Raw genomic sequence first — 19,281 nt, forward strand, 5'->3', positions numbered from 1 at the left:
TCGAATCAACAGCGCCTCACGGCGCACTGGGCGTTCTTTGCGGACGATGACCCGCATCCCGTCGGGCCAACCGGGAAGCTCGAGCAGACTGGTTACCTCCGTCACCCAGGCGCCGTCGCGGGGTTGCCCGTCGGCGTTGTAGGCGGGGATCCAAGCCTGTTCGGAAAGGGCGTCGATGGCGGTGACAATGGTGTCGGTCAGACCGAATCCGATCGAGTACGACAACTTCTGTGTGGTCAGATAGTCGATGAGGGCATGGGTGCCGCCGGCCGCATCGGTGCGGATCAGTACCTTGCGGCCGATCCGTCCGCCTTTGGCGGTGAACGGCAACTGCCGCAATGCTTGCCGTATCAGTTCGATGTGGTCTGCGGCGGTGTTGGAGCCGGCGTTGCCCGGTCGCAGCATCATCGCCAACGGCTCTCCCGTACCGTCCGGTCCGTGGTCCACGAACGCGCACAGCGGGTGGAAACCGAACCCTCTCTTGTAGGTGGCGGCAGCCCTTTCCTTTTCCGAATGAGCGGTGACCAGGGTGGCGTCGAGGTCGATGATCAGCGGATGTCCGGCGTCGATCTCATGGTCGGGAGCCTGTTCACCGGCGGCGTTCCAGGCGATCCGTCGGGCTGTCGAACGCGCGGAGTTGATTGCCGCCAACGCTTTCGGAGCGTCAGCGGCCAATGCGGCAATCAGTCTCGAGACGGTGGGGTCGGACGCCACCCGGCCGAAGACTGCGGGTTCTTCACGTAGCAGCGCGATATCGGCCAGGCAGTCGCCGCCCAGGGCGAGTGCCATCGTCAGATCGGCGATGATCTTGCCCGGATCATGGGAGGTCGTCGGTTTACGCCACGGCTCGAGCGCACTCGACAACGCGGTCGTCAGACCAGTTTTCTCTGCGGTACGTAGCAACAACACCGCCCCGGCGTGCGACACGACACCAGTTCCGGCGGGGTCAACGGACAGCGACGGGTACCACGAAGTAGACTTGCCCACCAGAAAGGTGCTCCTCGAACGCAGTGAATATCGGCCCTCAGCAAGCCATATTCTCCCAGTTCAGAGCACCTTTCTTCATGATCAACACGCGGCCGGGGCATAACCAGCGTGAAAGCCCGAGGTTAAGGTCGAGGTCCTGCGTGAACATGGGGACAAGGCGCTGGTAGAGGAGCTGATGGACGACTTCATGGCATTGCTCGCCTCGTTTTCCGGCCGCTACTACCAATTGCGGTCGAAGCGGAATCAACGTCGACTTCGTCGGCGATGCGGCAGCACGGTTGGAGAGGACTAACTGATGGCCAACGCCGGATACACTGCGCTGCGGCAGTTCTCGTTCACCACCCGCCCCTACCTGGCGGTCGATGACATCACCGGTGAGCCGATCGGGCTCGACGACGTCGACACCCGGGTGGGGTGGTTGCTCGACCTGATCTCGGGCGCCGAAGCGCAGATGCTGGCGCGGCTGTGGCAACCGGCCACCTTCGATGTCCTGGCCGCCGGCGTGGACCGCCAGGGCCGCAAGCTCCCGATACAGGGTCATGTCGCTGCTGCGCGTCTGGGCTGGACCCCGCATTACCCGGACGGGGTCTACGTCCCGTCGCGTGTCACGCGGGTGGTGACTGCACAAGCGGTGGCGACGCTGCGGACCCTGGCATACCGAGACACCGCCATCGCGTCGCTGTCGGCCCGGTTCGACCCGGCCACCAGCCGCCTCGCCGCACCCACCACTGCGGCGGAGTACCTCCCGGCCGGATTCGCCCGAGGCGTGGTGCGGCAGCTCACCGCGCGCGCCCGCCGCGAGGGCGGGGCACTCGCCGGCCGGTTGCGGATCACCGACATGCAAGCACCACCGAAGACCTCGGCGATGGCTTGGCTTTCCGCAGCGGATCGACAACTCGCACACCTCACCGTCACAGACACCGTCATGACGTTGACGGTGAAACTGCCAACCACTCCCGTCCCGGAAGGGCGCGCGCAGTGGCGACGAGTCCGGTTGACCGCCGCGATCCCACCGCACCTGCACGGGCGGCCGATCAGCGAGTGGCATCTCCCGACCCTTCATCTCGACCACCGAGGTCTGCTGTTGCGGTGCGCGGCCACCGAGACGGTCCCCGCCGCTGATSTGACMTCGGGAACTTSCGCGGTGGGCGTGGACTGGTCCCCGGCCACTCTCGGCGCCGCCGCCATCACCACCGAAACCCCGGACGGGCTGGTGTCTGATTACCAGGGCTGGACCTACGACGATCGCGGCCTTGGGATCAAACTGGCGCGCCTGCAAACCGAGGGTCAACTGCTGCACCGCAAAGCTGCTAGCCTGCGCCGGCTCGCCGCGACCGCTCCCCCCGAGGTCCGAGCACAACTCGATGCGAAGATCGCCGTCCTCGATGCCCACCGCGAGGCGGTGGGCATCAAGCGGGGGAAGATCAACCGGGAAATGGCGTTTCACTTCAGCTCCCAGGTTACCGACTTCGCTGCCGCGGCGGGCGCGACGGTGATCGCGGTGGAAGACCTCACCACCCTCGAGACCCGCGGGCACGGGCGCGTCAACAACAATCGGGCCGCGCAATCGGCCCGCCGGAAAGCCGTCGACGCTCTCACGCACACCGCCGCCGGTGTCGGTGCGGTGGTGGTGTCGGTACCGGCACGCGGATCCTCCGCGTTGTGTCCGGGCTGCAACGAACCACTCTCTCGCCCCGGCGGATACCACACCGCATGGTGTTCGGGGTGCAAAATTGGCGGAAACCGTGACCATGTGGCCGCCGTGAACCTGGCCAAACGAGCATTGCTGGGACGCGGAAAAGCCGTTCGTAAGCGCGGCCGGAATCCGCAGATCCGGGTGGTCGAGCATGCGCCGGTGCGCCGATGCCGCGACAAAATGTGTCCCACTCCGAGCCGGCCGCGGCATCGCCGTGTCCGTCACAGTGCTCCCGCCGCGACACCACCGGTGGGGGTGAACCAGACAAAGACTGTTCCTGCGCCACAAGCGTCGGTGTGGGACACGGTACAACCCGTAACACCGCAGGGTATGGGTAGCCGTGAAGTACATACATCTCCCACGCCAGCCACGTCAGTGGTAGGAAGCATGAGATCTATGCAGACGCTGTAGATGCGCTGCTGGCCCCTACGCGTATATACGCGTCAAGGAATATGCACGTCCGGTTGCGGGATGAACGCGACCGACAGCAGGGACCGGACGAACCCGCGCAATGCCTGCTCGTCGGATGTGTCCACGATTCCCTCCGTGATGACGAGGGAACCGATGATCCGGAACGCCCACTCGGAGATGGCGGCGGGACTCACCCCGAACAGTTGCTCGGGCGTGAACAGGCGCTCGAAGTGGGGGGTCAGCAGTTGCGCCCCGAGTTCGATCATCGGCTTCGCCTTCACCGTGAACCAGGGGAGCACCACCTCGGGGTCGTCGCGCAATCCCTTCTGCAGCAACCGGTGTCCGCGGGCGTACTGGACGGCGAACACGACGGCGTCGACGAATCGCACCTGGAGTTGGCTCTGCCGTCCCCGCAGTATCGGGTCGAGCACGACGAAGAAGCGGGAGATCTCCCGCTGGAAGAGGGCCTCGAGGATGGCGGACTGATCGCCGACGTGCTTGTAGAGCGTGGGCCGCGACAGTCCCGCGCGCTCGGCGATGACCGCGTGAAGCCGGGTGCTGTACCCGAGTTCGATCAGGCACTGTTCGGCCGCGTCGAGGATCTTTTCCCGGAGTTCGCTCGGGGTCGGTGTCGTCGGCCGCGTCCTCACGGCCTGATTGTGCTGGTCGGGTGGGGTGGGTGCAAACCGGAAGTGCAAATGTGAACTCGAGTTACAGACAACCATTGACCTGGGTCACACCCGGGTTTACGTTTTACCTATAAACGGCAACGAGAGGGAATCGCTCTCGACGAAGGGATCAGCGATGTCTCAGCGTTCACACACGATCGACCGGGAGGAAGTCGCCGGCAGACTCCTCGCGGGTTCCGTCAAGCGCTCGTACGCTCCCGTCGTCGACATCGACTGGGACGCGCCGCTCGAGGACGGCAAGTACTTCCTGCCGCCACAGGTCCTGTCCCTGTGGGGAACGGAGATGTGGGACGCGATGAGCGAGGCGCAGCGCATCGAGCTGTCCCGGCAGGAATCGGCGAACATCCTCAGCATCGGAATCTGGTTCGAGAACATCCTCAACCAGGCGCTGCTGCGCGCGCTGCTGCACAACGATCCGAGTTCGCTGCACACCCGGTACATGCTCACCGAGATGGGCGACGAGTGCAGGCACATGACGATGTTCGGCCGCGCCATCGAGCAGATGGGCGCCAAGCCCTTCCAGCTCCGGTGGTACCAGGCCGTCGTGGTCAACGTGCTGCCCAAAACATTTCGCGGAACCATGCTCTGGGTGGCCGCGCTGATCGGCGAGGAGATCTTCGACGCCACGCAGCGGCGCGTCCTCGAAGACCCGCAGTTGCAGCCGATGATCTCCCGGCTGATGCGGATCCACGTCACCGAGGAGTCCCGGCACATCCGCTTCGCGCGCGAGGGGGTGCGTCGCCGTGTCGCGGAAGGCCACCGGATCGACCGGCTGTGGGTCGGCACGCTGCAGGGGATCGGCGGCCCGCTGTTCCAGCGGCTGTTCACCAACCCGGTCATGTACGAGCGGGCCGGACTCGATCCGAAGGAGGCGCGCCGACAGGCGCTGGCAAATCCGAACTTTCGCGAGAATCAACGCCGCGGGTTCGAATCGCTGGCAGCGTTCCTCGAGGAGAACGGCCTCATGCGAGCGACCTCCCGCGCGCTGTGGCGGCGCGGGGGATTCCTGTGACCGACAGATTCGCCGAGCCGGACGTCCTCGTCGTCGGTACCGGATTCGCCGGATTGTGCATGGCGATCAAGCTGAAGGAGGCGGGGCAGGAAAACTTCGTCGTCCTCGAGAAGGCCGATCGCGTGGGCGGAACGTGGCGGGAGAACACGTATCCGGGGTGCGGCTGTGACGTGATGTCGCTGATGTACTCGTTCTCCTTCGCGCCCAACCGGAAATGGACCCGGATGTATGCGCGGCAGCCCGAGATTCTCGACTACATCGAGCGCGTGGTCCGCGACTACGACCTGGCGCCCCACCTTCGGTTCGGTGCCGAGGTGATCGCCTACGACTTCGACGAGACCACGGACCGGTGGCGGGTCGAGACTCGCTCGGGTTCCGTGTTCCACCCGCGGATCGTCGTCGCGGGCCCGGGGCCGCTGCACAAACCCAGCGTTCCCGCGTTCGCCGGACGAGAGTCGTTTCGGGGAAAAGCATTCCATTCCGCCGAATGGGATCACTCGGTCGACCTGACGGGTAAGCGGGTCGCGGTCGTCGGCACGGGAGCCAGTGCCGTGCAGTTCGTGCCCGAGGTCGCGAAGACGGCCGCACACGTGGACGTCTTCCAGCGGACACCGCACTGGATCCTGCCGAAGCTGGACCGCCCGATCACCGCCGGCGAGAAGGCAGTGTTCAAGGCTGTTCCCGGCGCGCAGAAGACCTACCGCCACGCGATCTACTGGAGCCACGAATCGCTGATCGCCGGGTTCCTGCACCCACGACTGATGACGGTGCTGGAATCGGCCGCCCGGGGACTGTTGCGGAGGCAGGTGCACGACCCCGCCCTGCGTGCCGCCCTGACCCCCGGTTACACGATCGGATGCAAGCGAATCCTGGTGTCCAGCAACTTCTACCCGGCCCTGCAACGGGAGAACGTCGACCTCGTCACGTCGGGCATCTCGGAGGTCACCGAGCGCGGGATCCGCACCGAGGACGGGCGCATGCACGACGCAGACGTCATCGTCTACGGCACGGGATTCGCGGTCGGCGACCGATTCGAGAACGAGCACATCGTCGGTCGTCGCGGGCTCACGATCCAGCGGGCCTGGCGCGACGGCATGGAGGCGTACCTCGGTGTCGCGGTGACGGGGTTCCCGAACTTCTTCCTCATGATGGGCCCGAACTCCGGAGGCGGCAATCAGTCGATCGTCTTCGTCATCGAGGCCCAGGCGCACTACATCACCCGCTGCCTGGCGCTGATGCAGAAACGGGACGCAACGCGGATCGAGGTGCGGGCAGGCGCGCAGCGTGAATTCAACCGGGTGATCCACCGCAAACTCGAGGGCTCGGTGTGGAATTCGGGTGGTTGCGACAGCTGGTACCTCGATTCCGCCGGCCGCAACCGGGCGGCGTGGCCGGGTTCGAGCGCATCGTACTGGCGGCGCCTGCGTACCCCAGACGACCGGCACTTCGAGCTGAGTTCACTCACCGAACGCGAGGACGACACCGAGTACCGGGGGCCGGGCGTGCTCACGTCCGGCGACCTGACCGTGGCCGTCGAGGTCTTCCTGAACGGTCACCTCGAACCGCTGGACGGGCTCTACCACTGGTACGGCCGCGTCGTCGGCGACGGCGTCGACGCGGCGAAGCAGCGCAACCGCACCCCGCTGTTCCTCACCATCGGCGACGGTCGCGAGGCACCCGCCGCCCTCGCCGAGCGCGACCCGTGGGGCCACTTCCGGATCGCCGGAGTCGGGACGCCGCCATTCTCGCTGGCACCGGTCGACGTCGAGGTTCCCGTCTCCGCGGCCAAACTCGCGTCGGCGGAATAGTCTGGAAGCGAATCGGACTCGAGCGGGAAGGGTGCTGATGCGCGACGTGCTGGCAGACCTGATGGCGGTGTGGACGGCGGGCGGAACGGCGGGCGTCGGAACGGTGGTCCGCACGTTCCGCTCCGCACCGCGGCCGGCGGGGGCGTCCATGGTCGTGGCACCCGACGGCAGCGCGTCCGGTTCGGTGTCGGGCGGATGCGTCGAGGGGGCGGTCTACGAACTCGCGACCGAGGTCGCGGCGACGGGGACGCCGGTGCTGCAGCGGTACGGGATCAGCGACGAGAATGCGTTCGAGGTGGGTCTCACCTGCGGTGGAATCATCGACATCTTCGTCGAGCCCGTCTCGCGGGACAATTTTCCGGAACTCGGTGAGATCGTCCGCGACATCGAGAACCACCGGCCGGTCGCGGTCGCCACCGTCGTGGCGCATCCCGATGCCACCCGGGTGGGTCGCCGGCTGATCGTCCGGCCCGAGGACGTGAGCGGTGCCCTCGGTTCGGACCGCGCCGATTCCGCCGTCACCGACGACGCCCGGGGTCTCCTCGCGGCCGGCGGCAGCACGGTGCTGACGTACGGCACCGACGGTCAGCGTCGTGGCGAGGGAATGGAGGTGTTCGTCGCCAGCTATGCGCCGCGGCCGCGCATGCTCGTGTTCGGGGCCATCGACTTCGCCGCCGCGGTGGCGAGGCAGGGCGCCTTCATGGGATACCGGGTGACGGTCTGCGACGCCCGGCCGGTGTTCGCGACGCACGCGCGGTTCCCGACCGCGGACGAGGTGGTGGTGGACTGGCCGCACCGGTACCTGGCCGGCCAGGCCGAGGCCGGTGCCATCGACGGCCGGACCGTGATCTGCGTACTCACCCACGACCCGAAGTTCGACGTCCCTCTCCTCGAGGCGGCGCTGCGCCTCCCGGACGTCGCGTTCATTGGTGCCATGGGATCACGCAGAACCGACCTGGACCGGCGCGAACGCCTCCGCGAGGCGGGTCTGACCGACACCGAACTCGACCGGCTGTCGAGCCCCATCGGCCTGGACATCGGCGCCCGCACCCCGGAGGAGACGGCGGTGTCCATCGCCGCCGAGATCATCGCCTGCCGGTGGGGTGGCACTGGGCGCCCGCTGGCGGAGTCGAGCGGCCGCATCCACCACGAGGAACCGGTGGATTCCCTCGTCGAATAGGGCGGTTCACCGGGGTTGACGGACCACCGGTTCTTGCGGAGGCTGAAAGGATCCACATTTGTGAGGTAGGTCACAATGCAAGTACCAGGATCCTTCGAATACGAGCGTGCAACGGGCGTCGACGACGCGATCGCCCTGCTCGACCGGCTGGGCGACGAAGCCCGCCTCGTGGCAGGCGGCCACAGCCTGCTCCCCATGATGAAACTTCGTCTCGCCAATCCCGAGTACCTCATCGACATCAACGACCTCGAGGGCGAACTCGGATACATCACGACCGAGCGGTCAAGGCTGCGGATCGGTTCGATGACCCGGCATCGCCGGCTTCTCGAATCGGACGAACTCGCGGCGGCGTTTCCCCTCTTCCGCGACGCGGAGAAGGTGATCGCAGACCCGGTGGTCCGCAACCGCGGAACCATCGGCGGATCGCTGTGCCAGGCGGACCCGGCCGAGGACCTCACGACGGTCTGCGGTGTCCTCGGCGCCACGTGCGTGGTGCAGGGACCCGGCGGACGCCGCGAGATCCCCATGTCCGAGTTCATGGTCGGACCGTACGAGACGGCGCTCGCGCACAACGAGATGCTCATCGAGATCGTGATACCCGTCCACGGCCACAGCTCCAGCGCCTACGCCAAGGTCGAACGGCGAACCGGCGATTGGGCGGTCACCGCGGCAGGAGCGGCCGTCACCGTGGAGGGCGGCGAGATCGCCCGGGCCGCCGTCGGCCTGACCGCGGTCGACCCCGACCCCTCCGGGCTCGCGGACATCGCCGACTACCTGACCGGACGCCCCCCGTCCGAGGAGGCGTTCGCCCAGGCCGGGCGGATGGCCGCGCAGGTCTGCTCGCCGGTCGGCGACGCCCGCGGCACCGTCGACTACAAACGTCATCTCGCATCCGAACTCACGATCCGCACACTCCGTACAGCGGTCGACCGGGTGCTCCGCAGTGACGTGGAGCACGAGCCGACCGGAGAAGAGGCATAGCCATGCAGGTGAACATGACCGTCAACGGTGAAGCAGTGACCGCCGAGGTGGAACCGCGCATGCTGCTCGTCCACTTCCTCCGCGACCAGCTGGGCCTGACCGGGACCCACTGGGGCTGCGACACCAGCAACTGCGGCACGTGCGTCGTCACCGTCGACGGCGATCCGGTGAAGTCGTGCACGATGCTCGCCGCGATGGCCGGCGGGCACGACGTCCGCACGGTCGAGGGCCTCGAACACGACGGCGAACTCGATCCCGTCCAGCAGGGCTTCATGCAGTGTCACGGACTGCAGTGCGGGTTCTGCACGCCCGGCATGATGATGACGGCGCGGGCACTGCTCGACCGCGAGGAGAGCCCGGACGAGGCCACCATCCGGGAAGCGATTTCCGGGCAGATCTGCCGCTGCACCGGGTACACCACGATCGTGCGCTCGATCCAGTGGGCGGCGGACCACAGGGCCGGTGAAGCCGCCGAGCCCGAACCGGCAGGCGACTTCGACGCGGACGTCCAGGAGGACACGACGCGGGGCGCCGAGGGCACGCCGAAGACAGTCGAAGAGCACGTGGGAAGTGCGTCATGACCACCGTCGAATCGCGTCCGCCCTCGGGCGACGCCGTCGTGGACAACGACAAGAAACCGTGCGGCCACGGTCGCATGCTCCGCAAGGAGGACCCCCGCTTCATCCGGGGGCTCGGAAATTACGTCGACGACATCACCCTCCCCGGCATGCTGCACCTGGCGATCCTGCGGTCACCGGTCGCGCACGCGCGCATCGTGAGCATCGATACCACTGCGGCGCAGGAACATCCGAAGGTGACGGCGGTGGTGACGGGCGCCGACCTCGCCGCGAAGAACCTCGCGTGGATGCCGACGCTGTCCAACGACGTGCAGGCCGTGCTGGCCACCGACAAGGTGCGTTTCCAGGGCCAGGAGGTCGCGTTCGTCATCGCCGAGGACCGCTATTCGGCCCGGGACGCGCTGGAACTGATCGACGTCGAATACGACATGCTCGATCCCGTCGTCGACGCCCGCGCGGCGCTGTCGCCCGATGCGCCGGTGATCCGCGACGACCTCGACGGCAAGACGGACAATCACTGCTTCGACTGGGAGACAGGCGATGCCGCCGCGACCGAGGCCGTGTTCGCGAAGGCGGACGTGGTGGTGAAGCAGGAGATCGTCTATCCCCGGGTGCATCCGGCGCCGATGGAGACGTGCGGTGCGATCGCCGACATCGACCGGGTGTCCGGCAAGCTCACCCTGTACACCACCTCACAGGCCCCGCACGCGCACCGGACGGTCTACGCCCTCGTCTCGGGAATCCCGGAGCACAAGATCCGGGTGGTGTCCCCGGACATCGGCGGCGGATTCGGCAACAAGGTGCCGATCTACCCGGGATACGTGTGCGCGATCGTCGCGTCGCTCGTGACGGGCAAACCGGTGAAATGGATGGAGGATCGCAGCGAGAACCTGATGAGCACCGGGTTCGCCCGCGACTACATCATGGTCGGCGAGATCGCGGCCACCGCGGAGGGCAAGATGCTCGCGATCCGCACGAAGGTGCTGGCCGACCACGGGGCGTTCAACGGCACGGCGGCGCCCATCAAATACCCGGCCGGTTTCTTCGGCGTCTTCACCGGCAGCTACGACATCGAGGCCGCGCACTGCGCGATGACGGCGGTCTACACGAACAAGGCGCCCGGCGGCGTGGCGTACGCCTGCTCGTTCCGCATCACCGAGGCCGTGTATCTGGTCGAGCGGCTCGTCGACTGCCTGGCATTCGACCTGAAGATGGATCCGGCGGAACTGCGGCTGAAGAATCTGCTGAGGCCGGAACAGTTCCCGTACACCAGTAAGACCGGGTGGGTGTACGACTCGGGCGACTACGAGACCACCATGCGCAAGGCCATGGACATGATCGGCTACGACCATCTGCGGGAGGAGCAGAAGGAACGCCGCGACCGTGGTGAGCTGATGGGAATCGGCATGGCGTTCTTCACCGAAGCCGTCGGTGCCGGCCCCCGCAAGGACATGGACATCCTGGGTCTGGGCATGGCCGACGGGTGCGAACTGCGGGTCCATCCCACGGGGAAGGCCGTCGTCCGGTTGTCGGTGCAGACCCAGGGGCAGGGCCACGAGACGACGTTCGCGCAGATCGTGGCGGAGGAACTCGGCATCCCGCCGGACGACATCGACGTGGTGCACGGCGACACCGACAACACGCCGTTCGGGCTCGGCACGTACGGCAGCAGGTCGACGCCGGTGTCCGGGGCGGCGGCCGCGCTGGTCGCCCGCAAGGTGCGGGACAAGGCGAAGATCATCGCGTCCGGGATGCTCGAGGCCTCGGTCGCGGATCTGGAGTGGGAGAAGGGCGAATTCCATGTGAAGGGCGATCCGTCGGCGAAGGTGACCATCCAGGACATCGCGATGCGGGCACACGGCGCAGGCGACCTGCCGGAGGGCATCGAAGGCGGACTCGAGGCGCAGATCTGCTACAACCCCGAGAATCTGACGTACCCGTACGGCGCGTACTTCTGCGTCGTCGACGTCGATCCCGGCACCGCCGTGGTGAAGGTACGGCGGTTCCTCGCCGTCGACGACTGCGGCACCCGCATCAACCCGATGATCATCGAGGGGCAGGTCCACGGCGGCATCGTCGACGGCATCGGCATGGCGCTGATGGAGATCATCGAATTCGACGAGGACGGCAACTGCCTCGGCGGGTCGCTGATGGACTACCTGATCCCCACCGCGCTCGAGGTTCCGAAACTCGAGACCGGCTTCACCGTCACCCCGTCGCCGCATCACCCGATCGGCGCCAAGGGCATCGGCGAATCGGCGACGGTCGGATCGCCCGCGGCCGTGGTGAACGCGGTGGTGGACGCGCTCGCCCCGTTCGGGGTGCGGCACGCCGACATGCCGCTCACCCCGTCCCGGGTGTGGGAGGCCATGCAGGGCCGCGCGACACCCCCGATCTGAGTGTCGCCCCCGTCGGCTGCGAGGAGGCCCGATGGATCTGAAAGAGCGTGCGGCGCAACTGGTGCGCGACCGCAGGCCGTTCGTCCACGCGACGGTGGTGCGGGCACAACCGCCGACGTCGAGTCACACCGGCGACGAGGCGATCCTCCTGCAGGACGGGACGATCGAGGGTTTCGTCGGCGGGCAGTGCGCGCAGAATTCGGTGCGCACGGCCGCGCTGGGTGTGCTCGAGCGCAACGAGAGCGTGCTGTTGCGGGTCCTGCCCGACGGGGCCGTGCAGTTCCCCGAGATGCCGGGCGCGTCCGTCGTGGTGAATCCGTGCCTGTCCGGCGGCGCCATGGAGATCTTCCTGGAGCCGCAGGTGCCGCCGCCGCTCGTCAGGATCTGCGGCAGCACACCGATCGCGCAGTGTCTGGCGGGTATAGCGGAGCTGCTGGGGTTCACCGTCGAGCACGACGACGCCGGGCAGTTCTCCGGCACCACGGCCGTGGTGCTCGCCGGCCACGGCGGACCCGAAGCGGAGGTCATCCGCGCGGCGCTCGACGCCGGCGTCGGGTACGTCGGGCTCGTCGCCAGCCGGACCCGCGGGGGAGCCATCCTCGACATGCTGGACCTCACCGAGTCCGAGCGGGCGCGGGTGCACACCCCGGTCGGCCTCGACATCGGGGCGCGGACGTCGGCGGAGATCGCCGTGTCGATCGCGGCCGAGTTGGTGCAGCAGCTGCGGAGAGCGGGACTGCGGGCGCCGGAGGACGGTTCGGCCTCGCGGGCGGCGGTGGCGGAAGCGGTCGATCCGGTGTGCGGGATGCGCGTCGTGGTGGGACCGGACACCGTCCACCTCCGGCGCGACGGCCACGACTTCTGGTTCTGCGGGCCGGGGTGCCGGGCGTCGTTCGCGCAGGAGACGGGAGCGGTATGACGGAAGGGTTCGAGGATGTGGCGGACGTGGTCCGGCGGTTCGACGCCGAGGACTATCTCCTGGACCTCGGAACCGCGTCGGCGCTGTACCTCGGGGCGGTCCTGCGCCGTCCGCTGCTGCTCGAAGGCGAACCCGGAGTCGGCAAGACCACCGCGGCGAAGGCTCTGGCGACCGTTCTCGGTGCGCCGCTGATCCGGTTGCAGTGCTACGAAGGCCTCACCGCGAACGAGGCGCTCTACGACTGGAACTATCAGCGGCAGCTGCTCACCATCCGGCTGGCCGAGTCGCGAGGCGACGGCCTGACCGAGGACGATCTGTTCACCGAGGAGTTCCTGCTGGAACGTCCGATCCTGCACTGTGTGAGATATCGGGGACCGACCCCGCCCGTGCTGCTGATCGACGAGATCGACCGGGCCGACGACGAGTTCGAGGCCCTGCTCCTCGAGTTCCTGGGGGAGGCGTCGGTGACCGTTCCGGAACTGGGAACGTTCACGGCCGAACATCATCCCGTCGTCGTGCTGACGTCCAACCGCAGCCGCGACCTCCACGACGCGCTGCGCAGGCGGTGCCTCTACCACTGGATCGACTATCCGGAGCCGGCGCGGGCGGCCGCGATCGTGCGCCGCACGGTGTCCGTGGCGTCCGAACTCCTCATCGAGCACGCCACCCGATTCGTCGGCCGTGCCCGCGACCTCGATCTCGACAAGCCTCCCGGAATCGCGGAGACGATCGACTGGGTGTCCGCGCTCGCGGCGCTGGGTGTGGCCGATCTGGTTCGCGAAGACGCGATCTCGAGCCTGAGTGCACTCGCAAAGACCCCGGACGACCGCACAATGGTTCAGGACGCATTCGTCGACTACGCGCGCGGCCTGGCCACCGGATGAGAGGGTTCCGCCATGAAGATCGCCAACGAGTTCACCGTCAGCGCCCCGATCGAGCAGGCGTGGGAGGTGCTCAGCGACCTCGAGGAGGTTGCCCCCCTGCTGCCCGGCGCGCAGATGACCGGGCGGGAGGGCGACGACTACCTGGGGAAGGTGAAGGTCAAGGTCGGCCCGGTGACGAGTGAGTTCAAGGGCAAGGCCACGTTCGTCGAACGTGACGCGCAGGAGCACCGCGCCGTGATCGACGCCCGCGGCCGGGACTCGCGTGGTTCCGGCAATGCGTCCGCGACGATCACCGCCCAGTTGCACGAGGCGGGCGACGGCACCCGCGTCACCGTGGACACCGACATGAAGATCGTCGGCAAACTGGCGCAGTTCGGCAGCGGGATGATCCAGCAGGTGTCGGAGAAACTCATGGGGCAGTTCGCGGAATCGCTGGAAGCGAAACTCTCCGGAGGGCCTGCCGACCAGCCCGCGGCCGAACCCGAATCAGTGGGTTCCGCCACCGACTCCGCCGGCACCACGGCGCTGTCCGTGGCACGGCCCGCCGCCGAACCGGCGCCGCTGGACCTGCTGGCGCTGTCCGGTGCGGGTGCGTGGARACGGTACGCCCCGATCCTCGCTGCCGTCCTCGCGGGAATCGTGGTCGTCCTCGTGGTGGGCCGCCGCAGGCGATGACCGCGTCGGGCATCCTGCGGGGTGTCGATCTCGCCGCGTTCGCCGTGGCACTCGTGGCCCGGTTGCGGGCCCGCGGCGTCGTGGTCTCGGCGAGCGGCCCCGCGGTGTTCGTGCAGGCGCTGCACCTGTCGCCGCCGGGTTCACGTTCGCGGCTGTACTGGTCGGCCCGTCTGACGCTCGTCAACCGCGTCGAAGACCTCGCGTCGTTCGACGCGGTGTTCTCCGCGGTCTTCGAGGACGCGCTGCTGTCGGTGGACCCGCATGCGCGGCGCACCGCCGCCGGGCGGGAGTCGGCCCTCGCCGCCGTCCGCGACGGCCGCGACCGGCCCGGCGACCCGCAGGACGTCGAGGGCGTGCCGTGGATGACCCGACCGCTGATGACCGGCGGCGTCGACAACGCCGAGGACGGCCTTCACGACGCGCTCACCGCGGTGCCGGACACCCTGCCCAGCAGGCTCGTGGCCCGCGCCGACGAACCCTTCGCCCGATTCGACGCCCGCGATCTCCGGCTCCTCGGAGCCTGGCTGGAACAGGCCACCGCGGCGTGGCCGTCCCGCCGCACCCGGCGTCGCGAAGTGCATCGCCGCGGCAGGCGTATCGACCTGCGGGCCACCATGAACCGGTCGAGGGCGACGGGCTGGGAGCCGGTGGTGCTCGCGCGGAGCCGCGCCCGGGACCGCCCGCGCCGCATCGTCATGCTGTGTGACGTGAGCCGGTCGATGCAGCCGTACGCCGCGATCTACCTCCATCTGATGCGGGCGGCGGTGCAACGGCAGACCGCGGGCAGGCCGGAGGTGTTCGCGTTCTCCACGTCGCTGACGAGGCTGACCCCCGTGCTCGCCCACCGCAGCGCCGAGACCGCGGTCCGCAGGGCGAACGAGAAGGTGGTCGACAGATTCGGGGGCACCCACATCGCGGGCAGTGTGAGTGAACTGCTCGCGTCCCCGCACGGCAACGCGCTGCGCGGCGCACTCGTCGTCATCGCGTCCGACGGCTGGGACAGCGACGACCCGGAGCGCCTGGCGCACGCCCTCACCCGGGTGCGTCGTCGCGCCCATCGCCTGGTGTGGCTCAACCCCCGCGCCGGTGACCCCGGCTTCCGGCCGCTCGCCGGTTCGATGGCGGCCGCGCTGCCGTTCTGCGACGCGTTCCTCCCCGCGCATTCGCTGTCCGCGCTGCGCGACGTGCTGGACGTGATCGGCCGCCTCGGCTGAGCGGGTGGCCCGACTCCACCCCCAGGGTGCCTGGCAGTCGTGGCGTCCTTCCCGGATGCTCGAACGACGGTGCTGCACACCGTGCTTCAGCTCACAGGAGGAACAATGTCGACTACCAGAACTTCCGCCAGGATCGTGGCGGCCATCGGGGCGATCCTCGCGGCCCTGTCGATCTCGTTGGTGGGAACCGCCGAGTTCGCCGGCGCCAGACCCTGTCAGAACGATTGTCACGCACCCGTTCCCAAACCTCCGGTCGACGGCTGCCAACTCTGCAACCCCAACCCCCCACCGCCTCCGCCGCCACCGCCCCCGCCGCCCCGGTAGGGAMGGGTTCGGCATGCGAGACACGCGCCCCGGCCGCACGGTCGGGGCGCGTGTCTCGTTGCGGTCGCACGCCGAGTCGTTGATCCGCGGGATGGGATGACAGATGATCGATCGGGGGCCGATCGCGTGTCGTACCGACCAGAAGAGGCGAATGCCGTGGCTACGCTCAGTTCACTGAATGTCGGGTTGCCCCGGGACGTGTCCTGGCGGGGACGGACGGTCCACACCGGCGTGTGGAAGCGCCCCGTGGACGGCCCACGGACGGTCCGGAGGCTCAACATCGACGGTGACGGCCAGGGCGACCTCGGGGGACACGGTGGTGAGATCCGCGCCGTGCTCGTCTATCAGACCGAGTCCTACCGTCACTGGCGCGAATACCTCCGCCGTGACGATCTCGAACCCGGGCATTTCGGCGAGAACTTCACCGTCGACGGTCTGCCCGACGACGAGGTCTGCATCGGTGATCGCTACCGGATCGGAACCGCGGTCTTCGAGGTCACCCAGCCCCGCGTGACGTGCTACCGGGTGGGTATGCGCATGAACGAACCGCAGATGGCGGCGTTGCTCGTGTCCCACCGCAGGCCAGGCTTCTACCTCCGGGTGATCGAGGAAGGAGAGGTCGAGGCCGGGCAGGACATCGTGAAGGTCGCCGCGGGCCCGGAAGCGGTGCCCGTCGCGGAGATCGACGCGCTCCTGTACCTGCCAGGCCACCCCCGCGACGCACTCGAAAGGGCGTTGCGGATCCCGGCGTTGAGTCCCGGATGGAAGGAGTCGCTGCAGAGCATTCTGGACCGAGTCGATTCGGGTGCCGGCGGAAACGTCGGGCTGACGAAGACCGCAGGCAGCCCGCCGCCGGCGTGGCCAGGGTTCCGCTCGCTCACGGTGACCGGGATTCACGAGGAGAGCCGCCGCGTCCTGTCGTTGTCGTTGGCCGCACCCGACGGATCGGCGTTGCCGTCCTGGCAGGCGGGGCAGTCGATCACACTGCGCCTGCACCCCGACCCCAGTCGAGAACCRGTGATCCGCAGCTATTCGCTGTCGAATCGCCCCGGCGCAGCCGACTACCGGATCAGTGTGAAACGGGAACCGCACGGCGTCGCAGGCCGGTACGTCCACTCGCGTGTGCGCYTCGGTGACACCCTCGAGGTGGCGGCCCCGCGAGGGACGTTCTTCCTGGACGGCGAGGTGAGGCCGGTGGTGCTCGTGTCCGCGGGCGTGGGGGTCACACCCCTGCTGTCGATGTTGTACGCACTCGTGGAAGCGGGTTCGTCGCGGCAGGTGTGGTGGGTGCACGGTGCCCGTGACGGATCCGAGCATCCCTTCGCCGAGGAGAGCCGCGACCTCCTGGACCGGTTGCCGGGCAGTCGTTCGCACATCGCCTACAGCAGGCCTGCCGAAACCGACAGCAGGGGAGGCGACTACACCACGGCAGGCCGGCTCACGGGGGAGCTGATTGCGAGTCTCGGTCTGCCCGCGGACGCGGATGCCTATCTGTGCGGGCCCGCATCGTTCATGGCCGATCTCGGGTCCGCGCTCGCCGCCGACGGACTCGACCCCGCGCGGATTCACATCGAAACGTTCGGTGCGGAAGGAGCTCTCAATCCCGGTGTGGTTGAGGGTTCGTCGCGGGCGCCCCATCCGCCGTCCGGACCGCAGGGTGCGGGTCCGTCCGTCTCGTTCGCACGCAGCGGGCTCACCGTGCCGTGGGACGCCGGGCGGGGAACCCTCCTCGACTTCGCCGAGGCGTGTGACGTGCCGACACGCTGGTCGTGTCGCACCGGCGTCTGCCACACCTGTGAAACGGTGCTGCTGTCCGGGGCCGTCGACTACGACCCGGAACCGATCGAACCGGCCGCGGACGGGAACACCCTCATCTGCTGCACCACACCGGCGGACGACGTGGTGCTGGACCTGTAGCGCCGACTAGTCCTCCGCGCCACCGGGATCCGACTCACCCTCGGCCTCGTCGCGGTCCGCCCACTCCAGCAGCGGCTCGAGTGAGAACACGGCGTCGTCGATTCCCGCGTGCAGATCACCGAGTGTCGCGAACCGCTCGGGGACGGTGGCGATCGTGAACTCGTGCGGGTCCACGTCGTCGATCTCGTCCCACGTCACCGGGGTGGACACCGTCGCGTCGGGCACACCCCGCACCGAATACGCACTGGCGATGGTGTGGTCGCGGGCGTTCTGGTTGTAGTCGACGAACAACTTGCGCGGGTCCCGGTCCTTCCGCCACCAGGTGGTGGTCACGTCCTTCGGTGCCCTGCGCTCCACCTCGCGGGCGAAGGCCAGCGCAGCCCGACGGACGTCGCCGAATCCCCAGTCGGGCCGGATCCGGACGTAGACGTGCATGCCGCTGCCGCCGGACGTCTTCGGCCACCCCGTCGCACCCAATTCGTCGAGCACCTCGTGCACCACCCCGGCGACGCGCCGCACCGTGTCGAACCCACAGTCGGGCATCGGATCGAGGTCGATCCGCCACTCGTCGGGTCGTTCGACGTCCGCGCGGCGCGAGTTCCACGGATGGAACTCGACCGTGGACATCTGCACCGCCCAGATCACGTCCGCCGGGTGCGTGACGCACAGTTCGTCGGCGTGGCGGTTGTACCGCGGAAACGTCACGCGGACCGTCTGCACCCAGTCCGGCGCACCGTGCGGCAACCGCTTCTGGTGCACCTTCTCGCCGCTCAGACCGTCCGGGAAGCGGTGCATCATGCACGGGCGTTCGCGCAGTGCGCGCACGATCCCGTCGCCGACGCTCAGGTAGTAGTTCGCGAGGTCCAGTTTCGTGGCGCCGGTGGCGGGGAAGTAGACGCGCTCCGGGTGCGAGATCCGCACGGTCCGGTCGCCGACCTCCAGTTCGACAGCGGGTGACTTGTCCTTACCGGTCGCCATGGAGCAAACCTAACCCGCGGCAGATCGGGCCCGGGTGGTTTCGCGGCCATCCTCGTCGCGGTGTGTGCACAGCGATTTGCCGGATGCGGGCGCAATTGCGCGGGATTCCGGCACATGCCTGTGCAACTGTGGCGAGGTCAGAACCCCGGGGCCCGGCCGCCGTTCCACAGTTGTTCGGTGACGTCGTGGAAGCAGACGAGGGTCACCGGGTCGTCCTGCCGGCGGAGGATGGGCCTGCTGACGAGTGCGCGGACCCGGGATCCGTCCTGATGTGCGAGGTCGACGGGGGTGGTCGCCGACTCACGGAGGTGTTCGACCGCCGCGGCGCCCGTCGACGTCTCGTCCAGGTCGAGGAGTTCGGACACCGGACGCCCGCGCAGTGACGCGACGGGGTGCCCCAGCATCCTCTCGAACGCACTGTTCGCGTGGACGACCGTGCCGTCGTCCTCGACCGCCAGGACGGGAACCGGGAGGCGCTCGAGCAGGACGAGGGCGGGTAGCTGCTCGAGGTAGCCCAACGGGGTGTCCGGGATCGGGCGACGTCTCTCCTCATGATCTGCCTCTGCGCTCACAGCCCTATACTCTCACCGATTCCGACCGCCCGTCCCGTTGTCGCCGCAGACGGCGAT

The 19,281-nt window shown here is 68.2% G+C and carries 15 protein-coding genes and 1 pseudogene; 12 read left to right on the top strand and 4 right to left on the bottom strand.

The genetic code is table 11. The features are described from left to right. Positions 1 to 27: 27 nt before the first annotated feature. Positions 28 to 987, bottom strand: a pseudogene (locus tag AC1DWT_RS03080) (IS1380 family transposase); the annotation flags it as partial. 295 nt (positions 988 to 1,282) lie between these two features. Between AC1DWT_RS03080 and AC1DWT_RS03085 the strand changes: the two are divergent. Then, the gene (locus tag AC1DWT_RS03085; RefSeq protein WP_477919678.1) at positions 1,283 to 3,094 is read left to right on the top strand and encodes a zinc ribbon domain-containing protein; all 1,812 of its coding nucleotides are present in this window, start codon (positions 1,283 to 1,285) and stop codon (positions 3,092 to 3,094) included. Between the two features lie 32 nt (positions 3,095 to 3,126). Here the strand turns inward: AC1DWT_RS03085 and AC1DWT_RS03090 are convergent, their stop codons facing one another. Then, positions 3,127 to 3,744 (bottom strand): TetR/AcrR family transcriptional regulator, encoded by a 618-nt coding sequence (locus tag AC1DWT_RS03090; RefSeq protein WP_477919679.1) that lies wholly within the window; start codon positions 3,742 to 3,744, stop codon positions 3,127 to 3,129. Between the two features lie 154 nt (positions 3,745 to 3,898). Between AC1DWT_RS03090 and AC1DWT_RS03095 the strand changes: the two genes are divergently transcribed. The 11 genes from AC1DWT_RS03095 (at position 3,899) to AC1DWT_RS03145 (ending at position 17,674) form a co-directional block, all read left to right on the top strand. Then, the gene (locus AC1DWT_RS03095) at positions 3,899 to 4,795 is read left to right on the top strand and encodes an AurF N-oxygenase family protein (RefSeq protein WP_477919681.1); all 897 of its coding nucleotides are present in this window, start codon (positions 3,899 to 3,901) and stop codon (positions 4,793 to 4,795) included. After that, a complete protein-coding gene (locus AC1DWT_RS03100; RefSeq protein WP_477919683.1) occupies positions 4,792 to 6,603 on the top strand; it encodes a DUF4873 domain-containing protein in 1,812 nt (603 codons plus the stop codon). Before AC1DWT_RS03095 ends, AC1DWT_RS03100 begins: the two co-directional genes overlap by 4 nt. A 37-nt stretch (positions 6,604 to 6,640) precedes the next feature. Then, positions 6,641 to 7,783: an XdhC family protein gene (locus AC1DWT_RS03105; RefSeq protein WP_276137245.1), complete on the top strand. Its 1,143-nt coding sequence runs from the start codon at positions 6,641 to 6,643 to the stop codon at positions 7,781 to 7,783. 75 nt (positions 7,784 to 7,858) lie between these two features. Further along, the gene (locus AC1DWT_RS03110) at positions 7,859 to 8,764 is read left to right on the top strand and encodes an FAD binding domain-containing protein (RefSeq protein WP_095863486.1); all 906 of its coding nucleotides are present in this window, start codon (positions 7,859 to 7,861) and stop codon (positions 8,762 to 8,764) included. A 2-nt stretch (positions 8,765 to 8,766) separates the two neighbouring features. Continuing rightward, positions 8,767 to 9,345 carry a (2Fe-2S)-binding protein gene (locus tag AC1DWT_RS03115; protein ID WP_095863487.1) on the top strand — a complete coding sequence of 193 codons (579 nt, stop codon included), beginning with the start codon at positions 8,767 to 8,769 and terminating at the stop codon, positions 9,343 to 9,345. After that, positions 9,342 to 11,741 carry an aerobic carbon-monoxide dehydrogenase large subunit gene (locus tag AC1DWT_RS03120; RefSeq protein WP_095863488.1) on the top strand — a complete coding sequence of 800 codons (2,400 nt, stop codon included), beginning with the start codon at positions 9,342 to 9,344 and terminating at the stop codon, positions 11,739 to 11,741. Before AC1DWT_RS03115 ends, AC1DWT_RS03120 begins: the two co-directional genes overlap by 4 nt. Positions 11,742 to 11,772: 31 nt before the next feature. Beyond that, entirely contained in the window at positions 11,773 to 12,660 is an 888-nt protein-coding gene (locus AC1DWT_RS03125) for an XdhC family protein (RefSeq protein WP_477919686.1), read from the top strand. After that, a complete protein-coding gene (locus AC1DWT_RS03130) occupies positions 12,657 to 13,544 on the top strand; it encodes an AAA family ATPase (RefSeq protein ID WP_072946900.1) in 888 nt (295 codons plus the stop codon). Before AC1DWT_RS03125 ends, AC1DWT_RS03130 begins: the two co-directional genes overlap by 4 nt. 12 nt (positions 13,545 to 13,556) lie before the next feature. Beyond that, positions 13,557 to 14,219: an SRPBCC family protein gene (locus AC1DWT_RS03135; RefSeq protein WP_477919689.1), complete on the top strand. Its 663-nt coding sequence runs from the start codon at positions 13,557 to 13,559 to the stop codon at positions 14,217 to 14,219. Beyond that, positions 14,216 to 15,433, top strand: coding sequence for a vWA domain-containing protein (locus tag AC1DWT_RS03140; protein WP_387491951.1), 1,218 nt, complete (start codon positions 14,216 to 14,218; stop codon positions 15,431 to 15,433). The genes AC1DWT_RS03135 and AC1DWT_RS03140 overlap by 4 nt, the downstream gene beginning before the upstream one ends. A 480-nt stretch (positions 15,434 to 15,913) precedes the next feature. Then, positions 15,914 to 17,674, top strand: a complete 1,761-nt coding sequence (locus tag AC1DWT_RS03145; protein ID WP_477919691.1) for an MOSC domain-containing protein — start codon at positions 15,914 to 15,916, stop codon at positions 17,672 to 17,674. 6 nt (positions 17,675 to 17,680) lie between these two features. Here the strand turns inward: AC1DWT_RS03145 and ligD are convergent, their stop codons facing one another. Then, positions 17,681 to 18,652, bottom strand: coding sequence for a non-homologous end-joining DNA ligase (ligD, locus tag AC1DWT_RS03150; protein WP_095863492.1), 972 nt, complete (start codon positions 18,650 to 18,652; stop codon positions 17,681 to 17,683). A gap of 137 nt (positions 18,653 to 18,789) precedes the next feature. Then, complete coding sequence (locus AC1DWT_RS03155) at positions 18,790 to 19,224, bottom strand: PAS domain-containing protein (protein WP_072946891.1); 435 nt, start codon at positions 19,222 to 19,224, stop codon at positions 18,790 to 18,792. Positions 19,225 to 19,281 lie beyond the last annotated feature (57 nt).

Source organism: Rhodococcus sp. P4_B6 (assembly GCF_056402215.1).